Here is a 21,538-nt window from a genome sequence, read left to right on the forward strand (position 1 = left end):
CTCCTTTAAGTTATTGGGCATGGTGGCAGGCCACGGCGTGGTTCTTGCCGAAAAGGGTGTAATCCGGCGCTTTTTCGCGACAGAGATCGGTGGCGAGCGGGCAGCGGGTGTGAAACCGGCAGCCAGATGGCGGATCGTGCGGACTCGGCAGATCGCCGGAAATCGGTGCCGCCTGCTTGCGGCGGGCGGGATCGGGAACGGCAGCGAGAAGGGCGCGAGTATAAGGATGCTTCGGAGAAGCCCAGAGTTCCGATGTCGGGGCGCTTTCGACGATCTTTCCGAGATACATGACCAGCACGCGGTCGGAGAAATAACGCACCACGGACAGATCATGTGAGACGAAGAGATAGGACAGCGAAAGCCGCTTCTTCATCTCTACCAGAAGATTGAGGATCTGCGCCTGTATCGAAAGATCGAGCGCCGAGACCGGCTCGTCGCAGACCACCAGTTCCGGTTCCAGAACCAGTGCGCGGGCAATGCCGATGCGCTGGCGCTGACCGCCGGAAAATTCATGCGGATAACGGTCGAGCGCGTCAGCCGGCAGGCCGACCTGCGCGACGATGGCTTCAACAATCTCCCGCTGGCGCGCCCGGTCGCCGATGCCGTGCACTTTCAGCGGCCCGGTAAGGATGGTGCGCACCGTCTGTCGCGGATTGAGGGAGGCGAAGGGATCCTGAAAGATCATCTGGATGCGGCGGCGTATGCCGCGCAGCTGCGAAGGCGTCATTGCCGTCACATCGGCGCCCTTGAAGGTGATCCTGCCGGAAGACGGCTCGACCAGACGCATCAGCGACTTGCCGAGCGAGGATTTGCCGCAGCCAGATTCGCCCACCAGTGCCACGGTTTCGCCCGCCTCGATATCAAGCGAGACGTCATCGACGGCGCGCACGGTGCCGCGTCCGCCCGTATAGTGGGTGGAAAGACTATGCACTGACAAGAGCGTCATCGGACACCTCCTGGGATGTGGGAGCAACGAAAGGGCAGGCGGCGTAGCGGCCTTCCGAAATCGGCCTTAGCGGCGGCACGAACTGCCCGCAGAAACCACGGGCGCTCGGACAGCGCGGTCGGAAGGCGCAACCGCGTTCCCCCGTGGCGGAAACGATGGAGCCCGGAATCTCGATGAGCGGCCCGTCGCGATAATGCTGGCCGTCTTCCGCGCGCGGCGAGGCGGCAAGCAGGCCGCGCGTATAGGGATGGTAGGGGTTGGAGAAAACCGGTTCCGGCAGCCCTTCTTCCACTTTACGGCCGGCATACATGACCATCACCCGGTCCGCCCATTGTGCCACGATGCCGAGATCGTGCGTGATTAGGATGACCGCCATGTTGAGATCGCGGCGCAGATTGTCGAGCAGCTGCAGGATCTGCGCCTGTATCGTCACGTCAAGTGCCGTCGTCGCCTCGTCGGCGATCAGGAGTTTCGGATTGCAGGCAACGCCGATGGCGATCATCACACGCTGGCGCATGCCGCCGGAAAGCTGGTGCGGATAATCATCCACCCGGCGGCCCGCATCGGGGATGTTGACGAGGTCCAGCAGCTCGATGGCGCGTTTGCGCGCCTGATGCCGGTCGATCTTCTCATGGATGCGCAGCACCTCGATTATCTGTTCGCCGACCGTCAGCACCGGGTTGAGCGAAGTCATCGGCTCCTGAAAGATCATGCCGATATCCCGGCCGCGAATGCCGCGCCATTGCCGCTCGGAAAGCGGCAGCAGATCGCGGCCCTCGAGCAGAACCCGGCCGCCGGTCTTGGCGTGGGAGGGCAGAAGGCCGATCAGGCCAAGTGCCGTCAGGGATTTGCCGGAGCCGCTTTCGCCGACGATCGCCAGCATTTCGCCGGGGCTGACATCGAAACTGACGCCTTTGACCGGCTGGGTTGAGCCGAAGCTGACGGAGAGATCATGGACTTCGATCAGTTTGCTCATCGGCGTTCCTCCGAAAAACGGGGGTTGAGCGCATCGTTGAGGCCATCGCTGATGAGGTTCAGCGAAATGACGGTGAAGACGATGGCAAGGCCGGGAAGGGCGGTCAGATACCACGCCGTGCGGATGACATCACGGCCGGAACCGATCATCGAACCCCAGGAGACACGGTTGGGATCGCCAAGCCCCATGAAGGACAGCGCTGCTTCCATGAGGATCGCTCCCGCAACCATGACGGATGAGGTGACGATGATTGGTGGCAGCGCATTGGGCAGGATTTCCTGAAAGACGATGCGGGCATGACCATAACCCAGGCTGCGCGCGGCGAGCACATAGTCCTTTTCGCGGATGGCGCGGAATTCCGCACGGGTAAGACGCGCAACCAGCGGCCAGGTGATGATGCCGATGGCTGACGTGACCGTGGTGACAGACGGCTGGGCGATGGCGACCAGTACCACCAAGAGCACGAAATTCGGCAAGGTCTGGAAGATTTCGATCAGCTTGACGAGGATATCATCAATGACGCCACCAAAATAACCGGCGAAGGCGCCAACCGCGATGCCGATGGTGAGGCCGATCAGCGTTGCCACGACACCGACGGTGAGCGAGATGCGCGCGCCATGCACGATGCCGGCCAGAACATCCCGGCCCATGGAATCGGTTCCGAGCGGATAGGCCGCGTTCTGGCCCGGCCACAGGAACGGGCGGGCCACCATTTCCAGGGGATCGCCGGGATAGATCAACGGGGCGATCAGTGCGGTGACGATGACGGTGGCGAGAAACAGCAACCCGACGATGGCATTGGGATTGGTGAGGAAGATTTTTAGTTCGCGCCGCAGTCCACGTCGCGGCACGGAGACGGAGCGGGCCGAAAGCGCATCCGGCGCATGAATATAGGGCCAGGCCTTTTCTTCCGGCTTTTTCGGTTTGGGATTGGTCTCTTCAGCGTCAAGTTCGGCCGTGTTGAGAACCGCTGTCGTGTGGGATGAGTTCATCGGCTTTCTCCGATGCGGGGGTCAAGCCATGCCTGCAACAGGTCCACGGCCGCATTGACGATGATGACGACGAGGGAGGAGAGAAGCAGAATGCCGAGCAGCACGCTGAAATCCCGCGCCATCACGGCTTCGAAGGCCAGGCGGCCAAGGCCCGGCCAGCTGAAGACGGTTTCAACCACAACGGCGCCGCCGAGGAGGCCGCCAATATGCATGCCGGCCATGGTGGTGATGGGGATGAGCGCGTTGCGCAGGATGTGGCGCGTGGTGAGCCTGATCGGCGAAACGCCTTTGGCACGCGCCGTGCGCACATAGTCCTGCGATTTCACTTCCAGCATGGCCGCGCGGGTGAGGCGGGCATAAATGGCTAGAAAATAGAGCGCCAGCGACAGGGCAGGGAGCACGATGTAACGCAGTCTGTCGAAAAAGGCGGCGAAACCGGTAAGGCTGCTGCCAATGGTGCTGCCACCGCCGGACGGAAGCCAGCCGAGCTTGACGGAAAAGGTCAGGATCAGCATCAGGCCGATCCAGAAACCCGGTACGGAATAAAAGATCAGTGAGCCAATCGAAATGATCCGGTCCGGCAGCTTGCCGGAGAAAAGCGCCATGATGGAGCCGAGGAACACGCCGACGAAGATCGCGATACCAAGGGCTGCGCCCATCAGCGCCAGCGTGCCGGGCAGGCGCTGGCCGATAAGGTCTGCCACAGGCATGCCGTATCGCGGCGAAAAACCAAGGCTGAACTGGGCCAGATTGCCGAGATAGTTCATCAGCTGATGCAGAACCGGCAGATCAAGCCCGAAGCGGGAGCGGATTTCCGCCATGGTCTCGACGGTTGCCGAACCCGCTTCCGCCGCCAGGACATCGGCGGCATCGCCGGGTGCCAGCTGCAGCAGGAAGAAGTTCAGGATGACGATACCGAGAACCGTCGGAATGGCCTGAATGGCCACCCGTCTTGCCTGCGATAAAATCCGTTTCGAATTCGACATCGGCTCCAGTCCGTAAGCGTGGGAAACATAAAATCAGCCTCGAAAGGCGTGAGCATTAGTTGACTAATTTTATGGAATTTGTCAAAGAGTAATAGAATTATTTTCTGAAATTTACGGAAATATGCGCCATAAAGAAAAGATAATTCCTAATTATGAGAATGGTTGGTTCTTCATGCCAAACTCACTCTCCTCTGCGGAACAAACTTCTTCCTAAGCGCGACCGTTCAGTTTGCCGGTTTTTCGCCGGTTCAATCAAGGAGAGGGTATCGCATGACTATTTTCAACCAGACGACGCGGCGAGGATTTCTGCTGGCCTCGGTGGCGCTTGGCGTGGTGTCTTTGCCGGGGCTGAAGCTCCGCGCGGCGGAGCCGGCAAGTGGCGGCACGGCCACCCTGCTCATCTCATCGGAACCGCCGGTGCTGACGACGATCGCGCATACGGCCTATAATTCCGTCTATATATCGCCAAAGGTGACCGAAGGTCTGCTGACCTATGATTTCGATCTCAATCCCAAGCCGCTGTTGGCCAAATCATGGGATGTGAGTGCAGATGGCCTGCGTTATACCTTCAAGCTGAGGCCCGGCGTAAAGTGGCATGACGGCAAGCCCTTCACTTCCGCCGATGTGGCTTTCTCCATCAATACCATCAAGGAAGTGCATCCGCGCGGCCGTAATACATTCCTGAACCTCACAAGCGTCGAGACGCCTGATGAGTTGACGGCGGTTCTGGTTCTTTCCAAACCAGCGCCATACCTGATAACGGCGCTCGCCGCCGCCGAAACGCCCATCGTGCCGAAACATCTCTATGAAGGCACGAAAGTGACGGAAAACCCGGTCAATCTCGCCCCCATCGGTACCGGCCCGTTCAAGTTCAAGGAGTGGGTGCGCGGCAGCCATATCGTTTTTGAGCGCAATGCCGATTATTGGGATGCGCCGCGCCCCTATCTCGACAAGCTGATCGTCCGCTTCATTCCTGACGCTTCCGCCCGAGCGATTGCCATTGAAACCGGCGAGATCGATCTCGCCCCCAGCACGCCGGTCGCCTATAGCGATCTCGACCGCCTGAAAGAGCTTCCCAGCCTCGGTTTTGAGACAAATGGCTATCAATATTCGAATTCCGTCAGCCGCGTGGAGTTCAATCTCGAAAAGGATGTGTTCAAGGATGTGCGCGTCCGTCGCGCCTTCGCGCATGTGATCGACCGCAACGTCATCTTCAACACCGTTAATTACGGTTACGGCGCGACCATCACCGGGCCGATCAATCCGAAGCTGACGAAATGGTTCGTGGATGATCTGAAGACCTATCCGATCGATCTGAAGGCCGCCGAAGCGCTTCTCGATGAGGCCGGATATAAGCGCGGTGCGGATGGCATCCGTTTCAAGCTCAATCTGGATTACGTGCCCAGCACCGAAGCCTATCCGCGCGGCGCGGATTATATTCGCCAGGCGCTGGCGAAAGTCGGCGTCGACGTGACGGTGCGCACGCAGGATTTCGCCACCTATACCAAGCGCATCTACACGGATCGCGATTTCGATTTTGCCTATGAGGGCATGAGCAATCTCTTCGATCCGACCGTCGGCGTGCAGCGGCTTTATTGGTCGAAGAACTTCAAGAAGGGCGTGCCTTTCTCCAATGGTGCGGCCTACAGCAATCCGAAGGTGGATGCGCTTCTCGAAGCCGCCGCCATCGAGATCGATCCGGACAAGCGCGTCGCGCAATGGAAGGAAATCCAGCAGATTCTCGTAGAGGACGTGCCGGCCATCGATATCGTTGCGGCACCCGAAATTACCATCTTCAACAAGCGTATCGCCGATCACACCATCGGCGCCGAAGGTGTGGCGGGAAGCCTCGCCTTCGCGCATATCGCCGCATCCTGATCGTTTCACCAGACCCGGCCCCCTTTGCTGCGGGCCGGGACTTTTCCCTTTCATCGAGGACAAAGCCATGAGCACGTCACTTTCTGAAATCTGGTACACACGCTGCCCGGTGCCCACGCCCGTGGGACTGGCGGCGCAGCTCGGTTATCTCGGGCAGACCTTCGAGGAGGTCGGCATATCGCTGAAATCCATCATCGATTCGCCTGACCGTTCCGTTCGTCAGAGCCATTTCAACCACACGCTGGAATGGTCCTTCCGTCACGGCGGCAATGTGCCGCCCATCCGCGCCCGTTCGGAAGGGCGCAATACGCGCCTTATCGGCATTACCTGGACGGATGAGTTTCAGGCAATCATCACCCTGCCGGAAACCGGTATCCGCTCTGTTGCCGATCTTGTCGGTCGCCGTTTCGGCGTTCCGCGCAGGCCGGAAGGCATTGTCGATTTCATGCGCGCGACGGCGCTGAAAGGTATCGTTTCGGCGCTTTCGCTGGAAGGGCTGAAGGTCGAAGATGTCGCGCTAACGGACATCGTCATCAAGGATTCGGTGCTGGCCTCGCAGGAAGGGCCGTCGCTGTTCGGCCTGAAGCGCCGGCAATCCTTCGGTGAGGAAATCATCGCGCTGCTGCGGCGTGAGGTCGATGCGATTTTCGTCAAGGGAACGGCCGGTATTGCCGCTGCGAACCTGATCGGTGCGGTGCAGGTGGCGGAGTTCGGTTTTCACCCCGACCCGAAGATACGCATCAATTCCGGTTCTCCCCGCGTATTGACGGTCGACGGACGGCTTGCCGATGAGCGCCCCGATCTGGTGCAGCGGCTGGTTGACGCCATCGCCCGGGCCTCGCTCTGGGCGGAACAGCACCCGGAAGAGACGCGCCGTTTCATCGCGCGCGAGGCTGGCGCGACGGAGGAACAGGTTCTGGCCGCAAATGGAGCTGAGGTTCACCGCCATCTCGGTCTCGGCCTCGATGCCGACCTTGTCGGTGCCGTCGACCATTACAAGGACTTCCTGCATCAATGGGGCTTCCTTGAAAACGACTTCGATCTGGGCGACTGGATCGACGACCGTTTCGTCACGCCAAATGAAAGGGCGGTGGCATGAGCGTTGCACTTTCCGCCGTTGCGACCGCGCCGGCGCAGCGGCCAGATCCCGTCGCCGTTGCAACCGCGCTGGCCGGGGATTTCAGCCTGACCGCTGCGGACTACGACAAAAGCGGCGAATTCGCCGCCGGTAATTTCGAGGCGCTTTTCAAGTCCGGCCTGCTGGGTCTCGTCACGGCTGAAAAGGATGGCGGCTGGGGCGAAGGCATGGAAACGGCCCATGCCGTCATTACGGCCATCGCCAGGGGCGATCCGTCGACCGCCCTCATCCTCGCCATGCATTACAGCGTTCATGCCGCGATCCGGCGCGGCAGGTGGCCGGCAGCACTCGCGGCAAAGGTACTGGCTGCCAATAGCAGCGAGCCGGCGCTTCTGAACAATGCGCAGGCGGAGCCGGGTGTCGGTTCGCCGGCCCATGGCGGCCTGCCGGAAACGACGGCGCGGATCGAGGGCGATTTTTGGGTGGTCAATGGCCGCAAGAGCTTCGTCACCGGCCTGCCGGGCCTAAAATGGGCGATCGTGCTTGCCGTGACGACGGAAGAGACGCCGCGCCTCATCCAGCTTCTGGTTCCTCTCGATGCGGCTGGCATCGCCCAGGAAAAAGCATGGGAGGCGACCGGCATGTACGCCACAGCCAGCCATGATCTGGTGCTGGAAGATGTGAAGGTGCCGCTTGCCGATATCGTCGCCGAACAGCCGGCGGACGAGCCGCTGCGGCGGGATGAAGCGGATGGTTATAATTTCTTCGTTCTGCTGGCTTCCGTTTATCACGGTGTCGCGCTTTCGGCGCGGGACGATCTGTTGCGCCATCTGAATGGCCATGTTCCGGCAAGTCTTGGCGCACCGCTGTCCTCCATCCCCCGCATTCAGGAAGGTCTCGGCCAGATCGAGGTGCTGCTGGCGGCGAACCGACGCCTCCTGCTCTCCGTCGCCCGCGATGTCGATGCGGGGGAGCGGGTGGGAACCGATGCGCTGGCCGTTCGCCATGTGGTCATCGACAATGCGGTGGCGGTGACGGATCTGGCGCTGGAGCTTGGCGGCAATCGCGGCCTGCGCCGGGATTACGACCTTGAGCGCCATCACCGCGATGCCATCACGGCAAGGGCGCATGCGCCGCAGAGCCATATGATCCGAACGATTCTCGGTCGTCAGAGCATCAAGGCGGCGGGCGGTTGAAAGCAAAAGGGCGGCCCTGTCCGAGGCGGGCCGCCCATGTTCAAGCCACGCCCCTCAATCCCGCAGCAGCGGCAGCAAGCTCTCGCCCTGCCGTTCGATTTCCTTGAGATAGGGCGTGTCGGAAAGCACGAAATGGCTGATGCCCAGCGCGCGGTATTTGCGCAGTGACGCGGCGACATCTTCCGCCGAGCCGACAAGCCATGTGGTTCCCGCCCCGCCGCCGCCGAATTTGCCCGGCGCGGTATAGAGATTGTCGTCCAGCACGTCGCTCTGACGGTGCAAATCCAGCAGGCGGCGCTGGCCGACCGCGACGGCCTGAAGATGGTCGTTCCAGCGTACCCCATTGTTTGCGGCCATTTCGGCAACTTTCGCTTCCGCATCGCGCCATGCCTCGGCTGTGGTGTTTCGCACCAGCGTGGTGATCCGCAGGCCGAATTGCAGCGGCGGCAGATCGCGGTCGAGCTTTTCGCTGAAGTGCCTGAGCCGCTCGATCCTTTCGCGCACGCCGGCGAGCGGTTCTCCCCAGAAAAGCTGCACATCGGCCTCGGTTGCGGCAACCTGCTCGGCCGCTTCGGAAGCGCCGCCGAAATAGAGTTTGGGATGCGGCCGGCCTTCGCGTGCGGCGATGCGCGGCGAAACCGTGGAGTTCGTCACCCGGAAATGATCGCCATTAAAAGTGACGTTTTCCTCGGTCCAGAGCCGCCGCACCAGCCGCATGAATTCTTTCGTGCGGGCATAACGCTGCGCCTGATCGCCTTCTTCATCGCCATAGGCGGCAAGCTCATCCCTGCCGGAAACGATGTTGATCCGAACTCTACCGCCGGAAAGCTGGTCGAGTGTGGCGGCGGCGGATGCGAGGTTGGCGGGCTTCCAGTAGCCGGGACGGATAGCGATCAGCGGCTCGAATGTGGTTGTACGCGCCGCAAGCGCCGTCGCCACCGTAAATGTATCCGGACGTCCCCAGCCGGTGCCGATCAGCGCGCCCTTCCAGCCATGGGTTTCAAGCGCTTTGGCATGGCTCGTCAATGTATCGAGACTATTGTGGTTTTCGCTGACGGCGTCGCCCCGGTGACCGGGTTTGACGTCATTGGGGATGTACCAGAGAAATTCGCTCGTGCTGCTCACATTATCCGCCTGAATTTTCGTTTTATGGTGCGGTGGGTGGCCCTGCTGACGTTTGGCCTTCACCGCTTGTGGCTCCCGGGAGGCGCAAGCCTCCGCAGGTGCGAGAATGGCAAAGCGGCGGCGGCCCGGCGAAGCAGCGACGTTTCTTTTGTCGTGCGGCGGAGGAAAAGCTTTCCGTCTGGAAAGCCTATATTGCACATATTTTCTATATAAAAAATTTGAGGAAATGATTCCCTCTGATCGACATTATCTGCATCTCTGAGAACGCATTTTCTGCATGATTGAAATTGGATGGATCGATTTTTCGCGAGGCTTCGAAAGGTGAGCAAGGCAATAGTCGACGGAAATCGCGAAATTCACCATGCTTGCGACATACCGCCCACAACCCATGGAGCAGGCATGTGTACCACCTTGATTGTCCCTGGCCTGAATGGTTCGGATGAAGGACATTGGCAGCGGCACTGGTTGCTGGATGATCCCGACTCGCAGCTGGTCGATCAGGACAATTGGCAATGCCCGGTTCTCGAGGACTGGCTCGATCGTCTCGAGGCCGCGCTGGAAACAGTCGAAAGCGCTCATATCGTCGCCCACAGCCTCGGTTGCCTGCTGGTGGCGAATATGGCGTCTCGCCCCTCGGCCGCCAAGATAAAGGGCGCGCTTCTGGTCGCACCCGCCCATCTCGACCGCGTTGAGGCGATGCATCCCTGTATCGTCCGGTTCGGTGCGTTTCCGCAGCAACCGCTTGCTTTCCCCAGCCTCGTCGTGGGCAGCGTGAACGATCCCTATATGGATTGCGAAGAGCTCGCGCACAGTGCGAGCCTGTGGGGGAGCGATCTCATCAATCTCGGCGCCGTCGGGCACATCAATATTGCCAGCGGCTACGGACGATGGCCTGAGGGTTATGCTCTTTTCGAGCGGTTGAAGGCGGATGGCGCATCGGCAAAGGCGGTGGCCGGATCGAGATTGCGTAGATTGACTGCCCTGGGCGAAGCACATTTTTGAGGAAATGACTGATCGTTCAGTTCCGTGCCCGATTATCGGCGGCCGGAAACGGATTTTTTCCCACCGCCGCAACCTTAGTCCACATTTGCCGGTGATCCTCCAATTATAGAATAGTAATTTTATGGAAAATATTGACGATTTCGGACGGTCGCCCGAGGATAAGGGGAGTTGAGCAAAGGAGGCGCACATGCCGCAGGGACTTCATGCGTTTACTTTCGATCTGTTCGGTATGACCCGGCGCCAGCCGAGGGAAGAGGAACAGGTCAGCCTTCATCCTCTGGATCATTCCGGACGCATCAGGCAGGAGAAAAGCGATCTCGAACTCGAACGGGAAGAGATCTGCGAAATGAACTTTGCGATGCTCGGCCTTTATCCGGTCTTCTGACGACCATCAGCGAGGGTTCCTTCTCCCTTCGCAGCGCGGTTTGTCCAGGAGAGAAACTCTCCTCGCCGGATGGAAATTGGAACAAAATTTCTTAAACGCGCCGGGGAATTGTCTACCCTTTTATTATCAAGCGCATTGCCCGAGGGCAGATTGCAAAGGACCTGCCGATGAGCACATCCGATAAACCACTCGATTTTCTGTGGTTCATACCCACCTCAGGCGATGGCAGCTATCTCGGCTCGGATGATCTTTCGCGTCCTGCTGATCCCGGCTATTTTCGGGAAATAGCCCAGGCCGCCGATCGGCTCGGTTATTCAGGCGTGCTCATCCCCACCGGTGTCGCCTGCGAAGAATCCTTCATCCTTGCGGCCAATCTCGCCGCCTATACCGAGAAGCTGAAATTCCTCGTCGCCATCCGTCCGGGCGTCGCTTCGCCCGCTTATTATGCGCGGCTTGCTTCGACGCTCGATCGCGTTTCCCATGGCCGGCTGCTTCTCAACATCGTGGTCGGCGGCAGTGCGCAGGAATTGGCCGGTGACGGCATTTTCCTGCCGCATGACGAGCGTTACGATCACGCCGATGAGTTCTTCCAGGTTTTCAATTCGCTGATCGAAACCGGCAAGGGAAGCCTCGACGGCAAATATATCAAGGCAGTGGACGCAAGACTCGGCCTGCCGCCGGTGCAGGAACCGCGCCCACCGCTTTATTTCGGCGGCTCTTCCGATGCCGGCATCGAGTTTTCCGCCGGTATCACCGACAAATATCTCACCTGGGGCGAACCGCCGGAGCAGGTGGCGGAAAAGATCGCCAAGGTGCGCGCCGCCGCCGCCAAAAAGGGGCGTAAGGTTACCTTCGGCATCCGCCTGCATTTCATCGTGCGTGAAACCGATGAGGAAGCATGGGCCGATGCCGAGCGGCTGATCTCGAAGCTCTCCGACGAAACCATCGCATCCGCTCAGGAAGTCTTCTCCAGGGCTTCGGATTCCGTCGGGCAAGCGAGAATGCAGGCGTTGCACAATGGCCGGCGCGACCGGCTGGAAGTCTCTCCGAATTTGTGGGCGGGCATCGGTCTCGTCCGTTCGGGTGCGGGCACGGCGCTGGTCGGTTCGCCGAAGACGGTGGCGGCGCGGCTCAGGGAATATCAGGCGCTGGGCATCGATACCGTCATCGCCTCGGGTTATCCGCATCTGGAGGAAGCCTATCGGCTATCCGAACTGCTGTTTCCGGAAATCGGGCTCGGCGGACCCCGCAACCAGATACGATCTTCTTTCGGCGCGAAACAGGTTTTCGGTGGCGGCGGTCATGGCGGCAACGTCAAGCTGGTGTCCGGATCCTGATCCTTCGACGGGAGGCAACCTGTGCCTCCCACCTTTTCGGCAGATATCCTTCCAGCGGGACGAAGTCAGGCGGCAGCACATAAAACATTATTTCTATAGAATATTATCATTATGGAAAACGATGTCTATTTCACCCCCCGCTGCCGCTGCTAGCTATTGAACAATTCAGCTGTTTTCAGGAGCGACCCGATGACATTGCAATATGCGGCCAAGGATCAACAATTCATCAATCTCCGCGACCCGGTCGCCGGCAAGGCGGCGGATGCCGACAGCCTCAAGGCGGCGCTGAGAACGCTGGGCGGCGGCGTCAGCGTGATTACGGCGGGTGAGGGTGACGAGCGAACGGGCGCGACCGTGACCTCGGCCACCGCTTTGTCGGTCGATCCGCCGCGCATTCTGGTGGCGCTCAACCGCTCCTCGTCCACATGGCCGGTGGTGCAGCGTTTCGGTCATCTCGCCGTCAACATCGTCGGGGCGAACCACCAGTTCGTCGCCAATCAGTTTGCCGGCATCGGCGGCCTGAAGGGTCCGGACCGGTATCGCGGTGCGGAATGGACCCGGCTGTCGAGCGGTGCACCCATTCTCGAAGACGCTGTTGCCGCGATCGATTGCACCATTGAAGAGACGATCGAACGGCACAGCCACGTCATCGTCATCGGCAAGGTGGAGGCGATCCGCATCGGCTCCGGCCATTCGCTGCTCTATCAAAACGGGCGTTATCATTCTCTGGACTGAGCGCCGGTCGTACGGCGCTTTCACTTTGTCATTCTTTGAGGGAGTTGAGCATGGGATCCGTCACGCCTCTCGGCGAAAGACTTCGTTTCGTTCCTCCACGCCTCGGCGCGGATGTCGATGTGCTGACCGTTGCCCGGACGATCGCCGAAAACTGCGCCGTTGAAAGTCCCGGGCAAATTCATGCGCGGATCGCCCGTTCCGGTCTTCTTGCTCTTTCCGTTCCAACGGAACTGGGCGGGACGGACATCACCAATGATGTTCTCTCGCAGGCGCTCGCCATCATTTCCGCAGCCGATGCGGCGGCGGCGCATGATCTCGTCGAACATTTCACCGCGCTTGAATTCATCAGGAATGCGGGCAGCGAAGACCAGCGCAAGGCGCTCTTCGCCCGTCTCGATCTTGGCGAGACCTTCGCATTGGCGATATCTGCCGCGGATCTGGATCAGGCGGTTACGGTGACGGAAGACGACTACGCCCTGCGGCTTCCCGATGACGTTGCGGGGTCGGTGAGGGGCGACGCGGACTGGATCGTCGTGCCGGCCGTCAACACGGCGGGGCAGCCTTTGCTTGTCGTTCTGCGCAACCGCCCCAATACGTCATGGGAAGGTCTGTTACGCGCCGATCAGGTGGTGTTCCTGGCTCAGGGTGCCGGAAATCTGGCCGTTTCCGTTTCTACCCTTTTGAAAGCCGCCGTGGCTCTGGGGCAGAAGCAGCGAGAACTTTCGGCGCTGCTGATCGACAGGCTGGCCGGCGATGGCGCGGCGCGACCCGTGATAGGCGAAATATTTCTCGCCATCGAGCTCCTGAAGGCGCAGATATCCAGCCTTGCGGCCAATATCGATGCGGCGCAGGTGGGAGCGGAAAACGTCACCTTTCGCTCGGTTCGCAACAATGCCATCACGCTTGAAATCCTGATGGCGCGCCTCGGTCTTGTCGAAGGCGTCAGTGAAGCCGGGCTGATCGCGTCGCTGGACGACGATCTGCGCAGGCAATAGGCAAAGCTCGAATGAAGGGCCGCGCGGAATCCTATTCGCCGGCCGGAATGGAGCGGGCGTTCTGCCCGTCCTTGGCCACGAATTGCGCAAGCGTCATATTGTCCAGAATGGTTGCGATGGCGTCACGCACGTCCGTCATCGAAACCCTGACCTGACAGGTCTCCGGATCATCGCAGTCGTCGCAGGCTTCAAAGGCCGTGCGGCTTGCACAGCGGATGGGGGCCAGGGGGCCGTCCAGCGTGCGGATGACCTGCCCGATCATGATTTCCGATGGCATTTTCGACAGCGAATAACCGCCATTCGGGCCCTTCTTGGAGCGCAGAATGCCGCTATTGCGCAGCTCCAGAAGAATAGTGTCCAGGAATTTTTTCGGGATATTGTTGCGGGCCGCAATTTCGGTCACGAAGGCGGTCTCGCCCTGGGGCAATTGCGCCAGATCGACAAGAGCCTTTAATCCGTATTTGCCTTTTTTGGTCAACATCGCATGATCCGAAAAGAGAGTCGGCACGTTTTACGGCGCCGGGCCATATTATTCCTAACTTACTAAGTAGTTTTTAGCGAATTCCGGCGCAAGCCCGTTTCGTCCGGGTTTGGCGCGGAAAACGGCCTGTTGCAGCCTTTTTGGGCCATTCCTTCGGCTCTATCGATGGCTTTGCCAGGGCCGGTTCTCGAAAACATCACTGAAAACAATATTTTCTCTGATCGCGCTGCAACGTGGAACGATCATCCTTTATTAGAATATAAAATCGGTAGACAAAGTATGCATCAAAGACACGCGAGGTGATGATGTATACGCTCAGTTTGCTGGACAAGAGCCCGGTTCCAACGGGTGAGGACGCGGCGAGTGCATTCCGCGACACGATCAATCTTGCCAGGCGCGCCGAAGAGCTGGGTTACCGCCGCTTCTGGGTGGCCGAACATCACAATTCGCCGGAGCTTGCCGGTTCCGCGCCGGAAGCGCTGGTTGCATGGATCTTGGCGAAGACCTCCCACATTCGTGTCGGCTCGGGCGGTGTCATGTTGCAGCACTATAGCCCTTACAAGGTCGCCGAGGTTTTCAACGTGCTGTCGTCGCTCGCGCCCGGCCGGGTCGATCTCGGCATCGGCAAGACACCGGGCGGATTGCCGCTGGCGACGTCGGCCTTGCAGCAGGCCTATGATCCCGCCCGTAAACCGGATTTCGAAAAGGCTTTCGGCGAACTCACCACGTTTTTGTCCGGCGCCGCGCCGCAGGGTCACGCGCAGGCCGGACTGCAGGCGATACCTGCGCCGCCGGTCGCTGCGGAACGATTTCTGCTCGGTGCCAGCCCCGAAAGCGCAAGGCTTGCGGCTTCAAGAGGATGGAATTTCGTTTTTGCCGGCCATCTCAATGGCGATGCGGAGGTTCTTCGCCGCAGCCTCTCGGCGTTCCGGGAAGAAAGCGGCGGAAGCGCTCCTATCCTTGCCCTGTCGGCTTTTGCAGCCAGCGACCCCGCTCATGCCGCGAGACAGGTGGAAGGTCAGCGCATCTACCGGGTATTCCTCAGCGACGGCAGGGCGTTCAACCTCGGCCGGCGTGAACAGGCGGAGGAATTCGCCCGCCAGTCCGGCGATACCGATTACCGCATCGAAGAGCGCAAGCCCAACGTCCTGCATGGCGGGCCGGAGGATATTCACAAGGCGCTTCGTGCGCTTTCCGAGGAGCACGGCATCGAGGAATTCATCATCGAGCCGCCGCATGTCGGTGCCGATCAGCGGCTTGCCTCGATAGAACTGCTTGCCACGCATCGCCTTTCCCGGGCGGCGTAATTTTCTCTGAGGAGGGAATGACATGACGAGAAAGAAAATCCGTTTCGGCATCATGCTTCAGGGGCCCGGCGGGCACATGAATGCCTGGCGGCACCCCAAAAGCCCTGTGGATGCCAGCGTCAATTTCGACTTCTTCAGGAAGACCGCGCTGAAGGCGGAAGCGGCGGGCATCGCCTTCGCTTTCGTGGCGGACGGGCTCTATATCAATGACAAGTCGATCCCGCATTTCCTAAACCGGTTCGAGCCGCTGACGATCCTTTCGGCGCTCGCCTCCGTGACCTCGAAGATCGGTCTCGCCGGTACGGTTTCGACCTCCTATAGCGACCCCTTCACCATTGCCCGCCAGTTCGCCTCGCTCGATCTCCTGAGCGGCGGCCGCGCCGGATGGAATGCGGTCACGACACCGCTCGAAGGTACGGCGAAGAATTACAGCCGCAACCACCCCGAACATGCGCTGCGTTACGAGATTGCCGACGAATATCTCGAAGTGATCAAGGGCCTGTGGGATAGCTGGGACGATGACGCTTTCCTGCGCAACCGCGAGACGGGACAGTTCTTCGACCGCGCCAAACTCCATACGCTTGGCCATAAGGGCCGTTTCTTCCAGGTGGAGGGCCCGCTCAATATCCAGCGTTCGCCGCAGGGGCAGCCGGTCGTATTTCAGGCCGGCTCCTCCGATGCCGGCATCGGTCTTGCGGGCAAACATGCGGATGCCGTCTTCACCAATTCCGCTTCGCTGGAGGAAAACCAGACTTTCCTCAAGCGTGTGAAACAGAGCGCCGTCGCGCAGGGCAGGTCCGCTGCCGATGTGAAGATTTTCCCCGGCATCGGCCCGATTGTCGGCGAGACGCAGGAGGAAGCGGAGGCGAAATACGACGTCATCCGCAACCTCATCACCATCGAGGATGCGCTGGCCTATCTCGGCCGTTTCTTCGATCATCATGATTTCAGCGTCTATCCGCTGGATGAGCCTTTCCCCGAACTCGGCGAGATCGGCAAGAACAGTTTCCGCTCCACGACCGACCGCATCAAGCGGCGGGCAAAGGAAAGGAACCAGACGCTGCGCGAGGCGGCGCTGGAGGCAGCGACCCCGCGTGAAGGTTTCATCGGCACGCCGGACAAGGTGGCCGACGAAATCATCCGCTGGGTGGAGTACGATGCGGCCGATGGCTTCATTCTGGGCTTCCCGGTTATTGCCGAGGGACTGGACGATTTCATCCGCCTCGTCATCCCGGTGCTGCAACGGCGCGGTTATTTCGATCCGCATCTGGAAGGGGCGACGCTGCGCGACCATCTCGGCCTGCCTTTCAGGGAAAGCGTCTATTCCCGCCGCGAAAACGGGTCGGACAAGGCCATCGCCTGAGCTTGCTGCCGGGCGGTGATGATTGCCGCCCGGTGCAGATTTCAAGACGCGGCGCGTAGCGAGCCGCGCAGGAGACAGAACCATGAATATCCGCATTGACGGCGCGCGTCCGCAGGACGACGCCGAACGGGGAATCCTTGCCTTCATCGATGAGAGCATCGCCATCCGGCATGATCTCCACCGGCATCCCGAGCTTTCCCTCAAGGAAAAACGCACGGCGGCGCTCATTGCCCGCTATCTCTTGTCGTTCGGATATGAGGTGACGGAAGGTGTCGGCGGCCACGGCGTTGTCGCCACGTTGAAACGCGGTCATGGCGACAAGCGCGTCGGCATTCGCGCCGATATCGACGCCCTGCCGATTATCGAGGAAACCGGCCTTGCCTATGCCAGCCAGACGCAGGGCGTCATGCATGCCTGCGGTCACGATGGCCATACGACGATCCTGCTTGCCGCCGCCCGGCATCTTGCCGAAACATCGAATTTTTCCGGCACGCTGACGCTGATCTTCCAGCCGGCCGAGGAGATCGGCGCCGGGGCAAGGGCGATGATAAAGGACCGGCTTTTCGAGCGGTTTCCGGTCGATGCGGTCTTCGGGCTGCACAATTGGCCGGGTGTCGACACCGGGCAGTTCGGCTTCGTCGAAGGTCCCGCCATGGCCTCCGTCGACAAGGCGAAGGTGCGGATTGTCGGCAAGGGCGGGCATGGCGCCGCACCGCATGAGACGGTCGATCCGGTTCTCGCCTCGGCCAGTTTCGTCACCGCCCTGCAGAGCATCGTTTCGCGCAATGTCGATCCGCGCGAGATGGCGGTACTGACGGTCGGTTCCATCCATGGCGGAACCGCCTCCAACGTCATTCCCGAAAGCGTCGAGCTTCAGATCACCGCCCGGGCTTTTTCGCCTGCCGTGCGTGAGAGGCTGGAGGAGCGGCTTCCGGCGCTGGCGAAAGCGCAGGCCGAGAGCTTCGGCGCGAAGGCCGAGGTCGCCTATTCCCGTGGTTTCCCGCCGGTCATCAACCACACCCCCCAGACGGTCTTCGCCCGCGATGTCGCCAAACGGCATTTCGCTGCCGGGCAGATCGCCGAAACGTTCCAGCCGCGCACGGCGAGCGAGGATTTCGCCTTCATGCTGCAGGAGCGGCCCGGCTCTTATCTCTTCGTCGGCAATGGCGACAGCGCGCCGCTGCACAGCCCCCACTACGATTTCAACGACGCGATCATCGCGCCGGCAGCACGCTTCTGGGTGCGGCTGGCGGAAGCCTATCTCTCCTGACGCGAAAATTAGGACAAGGACATGAGCGACAGTTTTTTCTACACATCGGTCAAGGATCCGCTCGCAACCCCGCTTCTGGAGGAGTTGCTGTTCGAATATGACAGCCGTTATGGCACGTTCTTCAATGCGGAAGGGGCCAAGGCGGAGCTGAACAAATATCCGCCGGAAGCCTTCAGCCCGCCATCGGGCAATTTCCTGCTGCTCCTGCGTGACGGCAAAGCGATCGCCGGCGGCGCCTTCATGCGCTACGACGGCGAAACGGCGGAATTCAAGCGGGTCTGGACCCATTCCGCCCACCGCCGGCAAGGGCTTGCGAAAATCGTGCTGCGGGAACTGGAGCAGCAGGCGATCCGGCAGGGTTATGCCCGCGTTTATCTGACCACCGGCTTCCGTCAGCCGGAAGCGGTCGGTCTTTATCTCACCAATGGTTATCGCGCTTTATTCGATACCGCGGCCGATCCCGAGACGATCCGGTCGTTGCCCTTCGAAAAATGGCTGTCCGAACCCGCACCCGCCTCGGTTCCGGGTGGAGCGCCGATAGCGGCTGTCCGGCCGCAACCCTCTTCCGCCCATCCGTGAAAGGCTTTTTCCGATGACGATAGCCTCTGATTTTCCGCATGTCGCCGTGAGCGACAAGAAGAGTGAACCGATCACGGGCGGTTACTCCCATTTCCGCATCGTTCCGGCCCGTTACCCGCTGCGGACGGTGGGCACGGTTTTCTCCGTCCTCATCATTGCCGCCGTCGTGCATTCCGTTTTCGGCAACCCGCGCTGGGGCTGGGATGTGTTTGCCGAATGGTTCTTCGCCGAACCGGTGCTGGTCGGTCTCGGTCGGACGCTGCTCCTGACTGCGCTCGGTGCGTTGTTTGGTTTTGTGTTCGGAACCCTGCTGGCCCTTGCCCGTGTTTCCCGTTCGCCGCTGCTGGTCGCCGTCTCCTGGACGTATATCTGGATTTTTCGCTCCATTCCGCTGATCGTGCTTTTGCTGATCCTCAATAATCTCGGCTATCTCTATGAAACCGTGACAATCGGCGTGCCCTATACCGGCATCAATTTCTTTAGCTGGAATACGACACAGCTGATGACGCCCTTTGCAGCGGCCGTTTTGGGGCTGACGCTCAATCAGGCCGCCTTCGCCTCCGAAATCGTTCGCGGCGGAATCCTTTCAGTCGATCAGGGTCAGCTTGAAGCTGCCGCCGCGCTCGGACTTCCGCGCAGGCGGCAGGCGTCCCGCATCGTTCTGCCGCAGGCGATGCGCTCGATCCTGCCCACGGCTTTCAACGATATTATCGGCCTCGCAAAGGGCACGTCGCAGGTCTATATCCTCGCGCTGCCGGAGCTGTTCTATACGATCCAGATCATCTATCGCCGCAATCTGGAAGTGATCCCGCTGCTGATGGTCGCCACCGTATGGTATCTGGTGATCCTGACCGCGCTTTCGATCATTCAGCACCACATCGAGCGGCACTTCTCGCGCGGTGCGCTGCGCAATCCGCCGGCCTCGCTGTTTGCCACGCTCTATCGCACCTTTCTGCCGCGCAAGCCTTTGCCGGAAGCGGTGGAGACGCCAGCGCCCGCCATTGAAAGACCTGAACGACCGGCCGCTGCCAGGACGGGAAGTTTCCAGCTCGGCAATCGTGGCGGTTCGGTCAATATCCACGGCGTTTCCAAGTCCTTCGGAACATTGAAGGTGCTGGACGATGTCACGCTCTCCATTCCGGCAGGCAGCGTCACCACCATTCTCGGCCAGTCGGGCTCCGGCAAGTCCACCTTGCTGCGCTCCATCAATCATCTGGAGCGTGTCGACGACGGCTTCATCGCCATAGACGGGGAACTGGTCGGCTATCGTCAAAAGGACGACACGCTTTATGAACTGAAGGAACGGGAAATCCTAAAGCGCCGCGCTGAAGTGGGCATGGTGTTCCAGAGCTTCAACCTGTTCCCGCATCTGACCGCGCTTGAAAACATCATCGAAGCGCCTATCGCCGTTCGAGGCATTTCGAAAGAACAGGCGGAAGCCGAGGCGCGCGATCTTCTGGCCCGCGTCGGTCTGGCCGAAAAGGCCGGTGCTTACCCCCGCCAGCTTTCCGGCGGGCAGCAGCAGCGCGTGGCGATTGCCCGGGCCTTAGCGCTGCGGCCGAAGGTGCTGCTCTTCGACGAGCCGACATCCGCGCTCGACCCGGAGCTGGTCAATGAGGTGCTGGATGTCATCAAGGAGCTGGCCCGCTCCGGCGTCACCCTCATCATCGTCACCCACGAAATCGGCTTTGCCCGCGAGGTCTCCGACAGGGTCGTCTTCATGGAACAGGGCCGCATTCTCGAAACGGGCACGCCGGAGAAAGTGTTCAACAAGCCGGACCATCCGCGCACGGCCGAATTTCTCGCAAAAGTTCTCTAATCACAACAAAGGAAACACTCACATGGCATTTTCATCGAAATTATTGTCCCTGCTTGCCGGCGGTCTTTTCACCGCCACCGCTGCAATCATCCCGGCCGCGCATGCGCAGGAGGTCGACCTGTCTCCCGAGCAGAAGGGGCGGGTGCGCGTCGAAAAGGTGGAAGAGGCAATCAAGCTTCTGCCCGCCGGCCACAAATTCATCGCCGACGGAAAGCTGACGGTCGCGACCGTTCCCTTCCGCCTGCCGCTGGTGGATTATGCAAGCGACACGAAAACGCCGATCGGCGTGGAGCCGGATATCGCCCAGCTGGTCGCAGACAGCCTCGGCCTCGAGCTGCAGCTTGTTCCCATCGCCTGGGCGGACTGGCCGCTCGGTCTTGCATCCGGCAAATATGACGCCGTTACTTCCAACATCACGGTGACGGAAGCCCGCAAGGAAAAGTTCGATTTTTCCAGCTACCGCAACGATCTGCTCGGCTTCTACGTCGGCAATAACAGCAAGGTCACATCAATCGGCAAGCCGGAGGATGTCGCAGGGCTGAAGGTCATCGTCGGGGCCGCCACCAATCAGGAGCAGATCCTGCTGAAATGGATCAAGGACAACAAGGCGAAGGGGCTGGCCGATACCGAGGTGCAATATTATGACGATCAGGCCGTGCTTGACGTCGCCCTGCAATCCGGCCGCGCGGATGCCTATCTCGGCCCCAACGCGACCTCCGCCTTTCAGGCGGCAAGCCAGAAGAAGACGAAGCTTGTCGGCACCTTCTCCGGCGGCTGGCCGGAAGCGGCCGAGATCGCCGTCGCTTCGAAAAAGGACGCAGGCATAGCCGAGGCCATCACCGCCGCGCTGAACGCCCAGATCAAGAACGGCAATTACGGCAAGGTTCTCGCCCGCTGGAATCTCGGTTCCGAGGCCATCACCGAATCCCGCACCAATCCGCCTGGCCTGCCCAAGAGCTGAGGCCAGATTTTCCAAAGGCTGAGTTGCCAAAAGCTGAGTTGCCAAAAAGCTGAGTTGAAGGTGGGACATCACTCAGCCGGTAGCGCGGGCCTCCTCCCGTCCGCGCTACCTCCGTCCCGCAATTATT

General features: G+C 60.4%; 20 protein-coding genes. 14 read left to right on the forward strand and 6 right to left on the reverse strand.

All coding sequences use genetic code 11. From position 1 onward, the window contains the following. Positions 1-10: 10 nt before the first annotated feature. From EM858_RS02675 to EM858_RS02690, 4 genes are read right to left on the reverse strand one after another with little or no spacing between them, the layout of a single operon-like run. On the reverse strand, positions 11-946 hold the full coding sequence (locus EM858_RS02675; RefSeq protein ID WP_127755718.1) for an oligopeptide/dipeptide ABC transporter ATP-binding protein: 936 nt from the start codon (positions 944-946) through the stop codon (positions 11-13). Beyond that, a complete protein-coding gene (locus tag EM858_RS02680) occupies positions 924-1,922 on the reverse strand; it encodes an ABC transporter ATP-binding protein (RefSeq protein WP_065117476.1) in 999 nt (332 codons plus the stop codon). The genes EM858_RS02675 and EM858_RS02680 overlap by 23 nt, the downstream gene beginning before the upstream one ends. Continuing rightward, entirely contained in the window at positions 1,919-2,914 is a 996-nt protein-coding gene (locus EM858_RS02685; RefSeq protein ID WP_110757843.1) for an ABC transporter permease, read from the reverse strand. The genes EM858_RS02680 and EM858_RS02685 overlap by 4 nt, the downstream gene beginning before the upstream one ends. Continuing rightward, positions 2,911-3,900, reverse strand: a complete 990-nt coding sequence (locus EM858_RS02690; protein WP_127755719.1) for an ABC transporter permease — start codon at positions 3,898-3,900, stop codon at positions 2,911-2,913. The genes EM858_RS02685 and EM858_RS02690 overlap by 4 nt, the downstream gene beginning before the upstream one ends. Positions 3,901-4,170: 270 nt before the next feature. Between EM858_RS02690 and EM858_RS02695 the strand changes: the two genes are divergently transcribed. The 3 genes from EM858_RS02695 to EM858_RS02705 all read left to right on the forward strand — a co-directional run bounded on the left by EM858_RS02695 (position 4,171) and on the right by EM858_RS02705 (position 8,052). Next, complete coding sequence (locus EM858_RS02695; protein ID WP_065117479.1) at positions 4,171-5,778, forward strand: ABC transporter substrate-binding protein; 1,608 nt, start codon at positions 4,171-4,173, stop codon at positions 5,776-5,778. Positions 5,779-5,845: 67 nt separating this feature from the next. Next, the gene (locus tag EM858_RS02700; protein ID WP_127755720.1) at positions 5,846-6,877 is read left to right on the forward strand and encodes an ABC transporter substrate-binding protein; all 1,032 of its coding nucleotides are present in this window, start codon (positions 5,846-5,848) and stop codon (positions 6,875-6,877) included. Next, complete coding sequence (locus EM858_RS02705; protein WP_127755721.1) at positions 6,874-8,052, forward strand: acyl-CoA dehydrogenase family protein; 1,179 nt, start codon at positions 6,874-6,876, stop codon at positions 8,050-8,052. The genes EM858_RS02700 and EM858_RS02705 overlap by 4 nt, the downstream gene beginning before the upstream one ends. A gap of 54 nt (positions 8,053-8,106) precedes the next feature. Here EM858_RS02705 and EM858_RS02710 read toward each other — a convergent pair whose 3' ends face one another. Further along, positions 8,107-9,177, reverse strand: a complete 1,071-nt coding sequence (locus EM858_RS02710; RefSeq protein WP_127755722.1) for an LLM class flavin-dependent oxidoreductase — start codon at positions 9,175-9,177, stop codon at positions 8,107-8,109. Between the two features lie 399 nt (positions 9,178-9,576). Between EM858_RS02710 and EM858_RS02715 the strand changes: the two genes are divergently transcribed. The 5 genes from EM858_RS02715 (at position 9,577) to EM858_RS02735 (ending at position 13,631) form a co-directional block, all read left to right on the forward strand. Further along, positions 9,577-10,179 carry an alpha/beta hydrolase gene (locus tag EM858_RS02715; protein ID WP_127755723.1) on the forward strand — a complete coding sequence of 201 codons (603 nt, stop codon included), beginning with the start codon at positions 9,577-9,579 and terminating at the stop codon, positions 10,177-10,179. Positions 10,180-10,366: 187 nt separating this feature from the next. Next, positions 10,367-10,564 carry a hypothetical protein gene (locus tag EM858_RS27040; RefSeq protein ID WP_164865278.1) on the forward strand — a complete coding sequence of 66 codons (198 nt, stop codon included), beginning with the start codon at positions 10,367-10,369 and terminating at the stop codon, positions 10,562-10,564. Positions 10,565-10,731: 167 nt separating this feature from the next. Further along, complete coding sequence (ssuD, locus tag EM858_RS02725) at positions 10,732-11,901, forward strand: FMNH2-dependent alkanesulfonate monooxygenase (protein ID WP_127755724.1); 1,170 nt, start codon at positions 10,732-10,734, stop codon at positions 11,899-11,901. Between the two features lie 189 nt (positions 11,902-12,090). Next, positions 12,091-12,636: a flavin reductase family protein gene (locus EM858_RS02730; RefSeq protein ID WP_003524682.1), complete on the forward strand. Its 546-nt coding sequence runs from the start codon at positions 12,091-12,093 to the stop codon at positions 12,634-12,636. Between the two features lie 50 nt (positions 12,637-12,686). Beyond that, on the forward strand, positions 12,687-13,631 hold the full coding sequence (locus EM858_RS02735) for an acyl-CoA dehydrogenase family protein (protein ID WP_080819230.1): 945 nt from the start codon (positions 12,687-12,689) through the stop codon (positions 13,629-13,631). A 31-nt stretch (positions 13,632-13,662) separates the two neighbouring features. On the opposite strand, the gene EM858_RS02740 is transcribed toward EM858_RS02735, so the two are convergent. Then, positions 13,663-14,112: an Rrf2 family transcriptional regulator gene (locus tag EM858_RS02740; RefSeq protein ID WP_127755725.1), complete on the reverse strand. Its 450-nt coding sequence runs from the start codon at positions 14,110-14,112 to the stop codon at positions 13,663-13,665. A 302-nt stretch (positions 14,113-14,414) separates the two neighbouring features. On the opposite strand from EM858_RS02740, the gene EM858_RS02745 reads away from it, so the two are divergent. The 6 genes from EM858_RS02745 to EM858_RS02770 all read left to right on the forward strand — a co-directional run bounded on the left by EM858_RS02745 (position 14,415) and on the right by EM858_RS02770 (position 21,411). Continuing rightward, positions 14,415-15,419: an LLM class flavin-dependent oxidoreductase gene (locus EM858_RS02745; protein WP_164865279.1), complete on the forward strand. Its 1,005-nt coding sequence runs from the start codon at positions 14,415-14,417 to the stop codon at positions 15,417-15,419. A gap of 22 nt (positions 15,420-15,441) precedes the next feature. Next, positions 15,442-16,782 (forward strand): LLM class flavin-dependent oxidoreductase, encoded by a 1,341-nt coding sequence (locus tag EM858_RS02750; RefSeq protein WP_127755727.1) that lies wholly within the window; start codon positions 15,442-15,444, stop codon positions 16,780-16,782. 82 nt (positions 16,783-16,864) lie between these two features. Further along, a complete protein-coding gene (locus EM858_RS02755; RefSeq protein WP_127755728.1) occupies positions 16,865-18,052 on the forward strand; it encodes a M20 aminoacylase family protein in 1,188 nt (395 codons plus the stop codon). A 21-nt stretch (positions 18,053-18,073) separates the two neighbouring features. After that, entirely contained in the window at positions 18,074-18,631 is a 558-nt protein-coding gene (locus EM858_RS02760; RefSeq protein ID WP_127755729.1) for a GNAT family N-acetyltransferase, read from the forward strand. Between the two features lie 13 nt (positions 18,632-18,644). After that, positions 18,645-20,450, forward strand: coding sequence for an amino acid ABC transporter permease/ATP-binding protein (locus tag EM858_RS27600; protein WP_127755730.1), 1,806 nt, complete (start codon positions 18,645-18,647; stop codon positions 20,448-20,450). A 22-nt stretch (positions 20,451-20,472) separates the two neighbouring features. Then, positions 20,473-21,411, forward strand: coding sequence for an ABC transporter substrate-binding protein (locus EM858_RS02770; RefSeq protein WP_080819223.1), 939 nt, complete (start codon positions 20,473-20,475; stop codon positions 21,409-21,411). The last annotated feature ends 127 nt before the right edge of the window (positions 21,412-21,538 follow it).

Origin of the sequence: Agrobacterium sp. CNPSo 2736 (assembly GCF_004005385.1) — a bacterium.
GTDB lineage: Bacteria > Pseudomonadota > Alphaproteobacteria > Rhizobiales > Rhizobiaceae > Agrobacterium > Agrobacterium leguminum.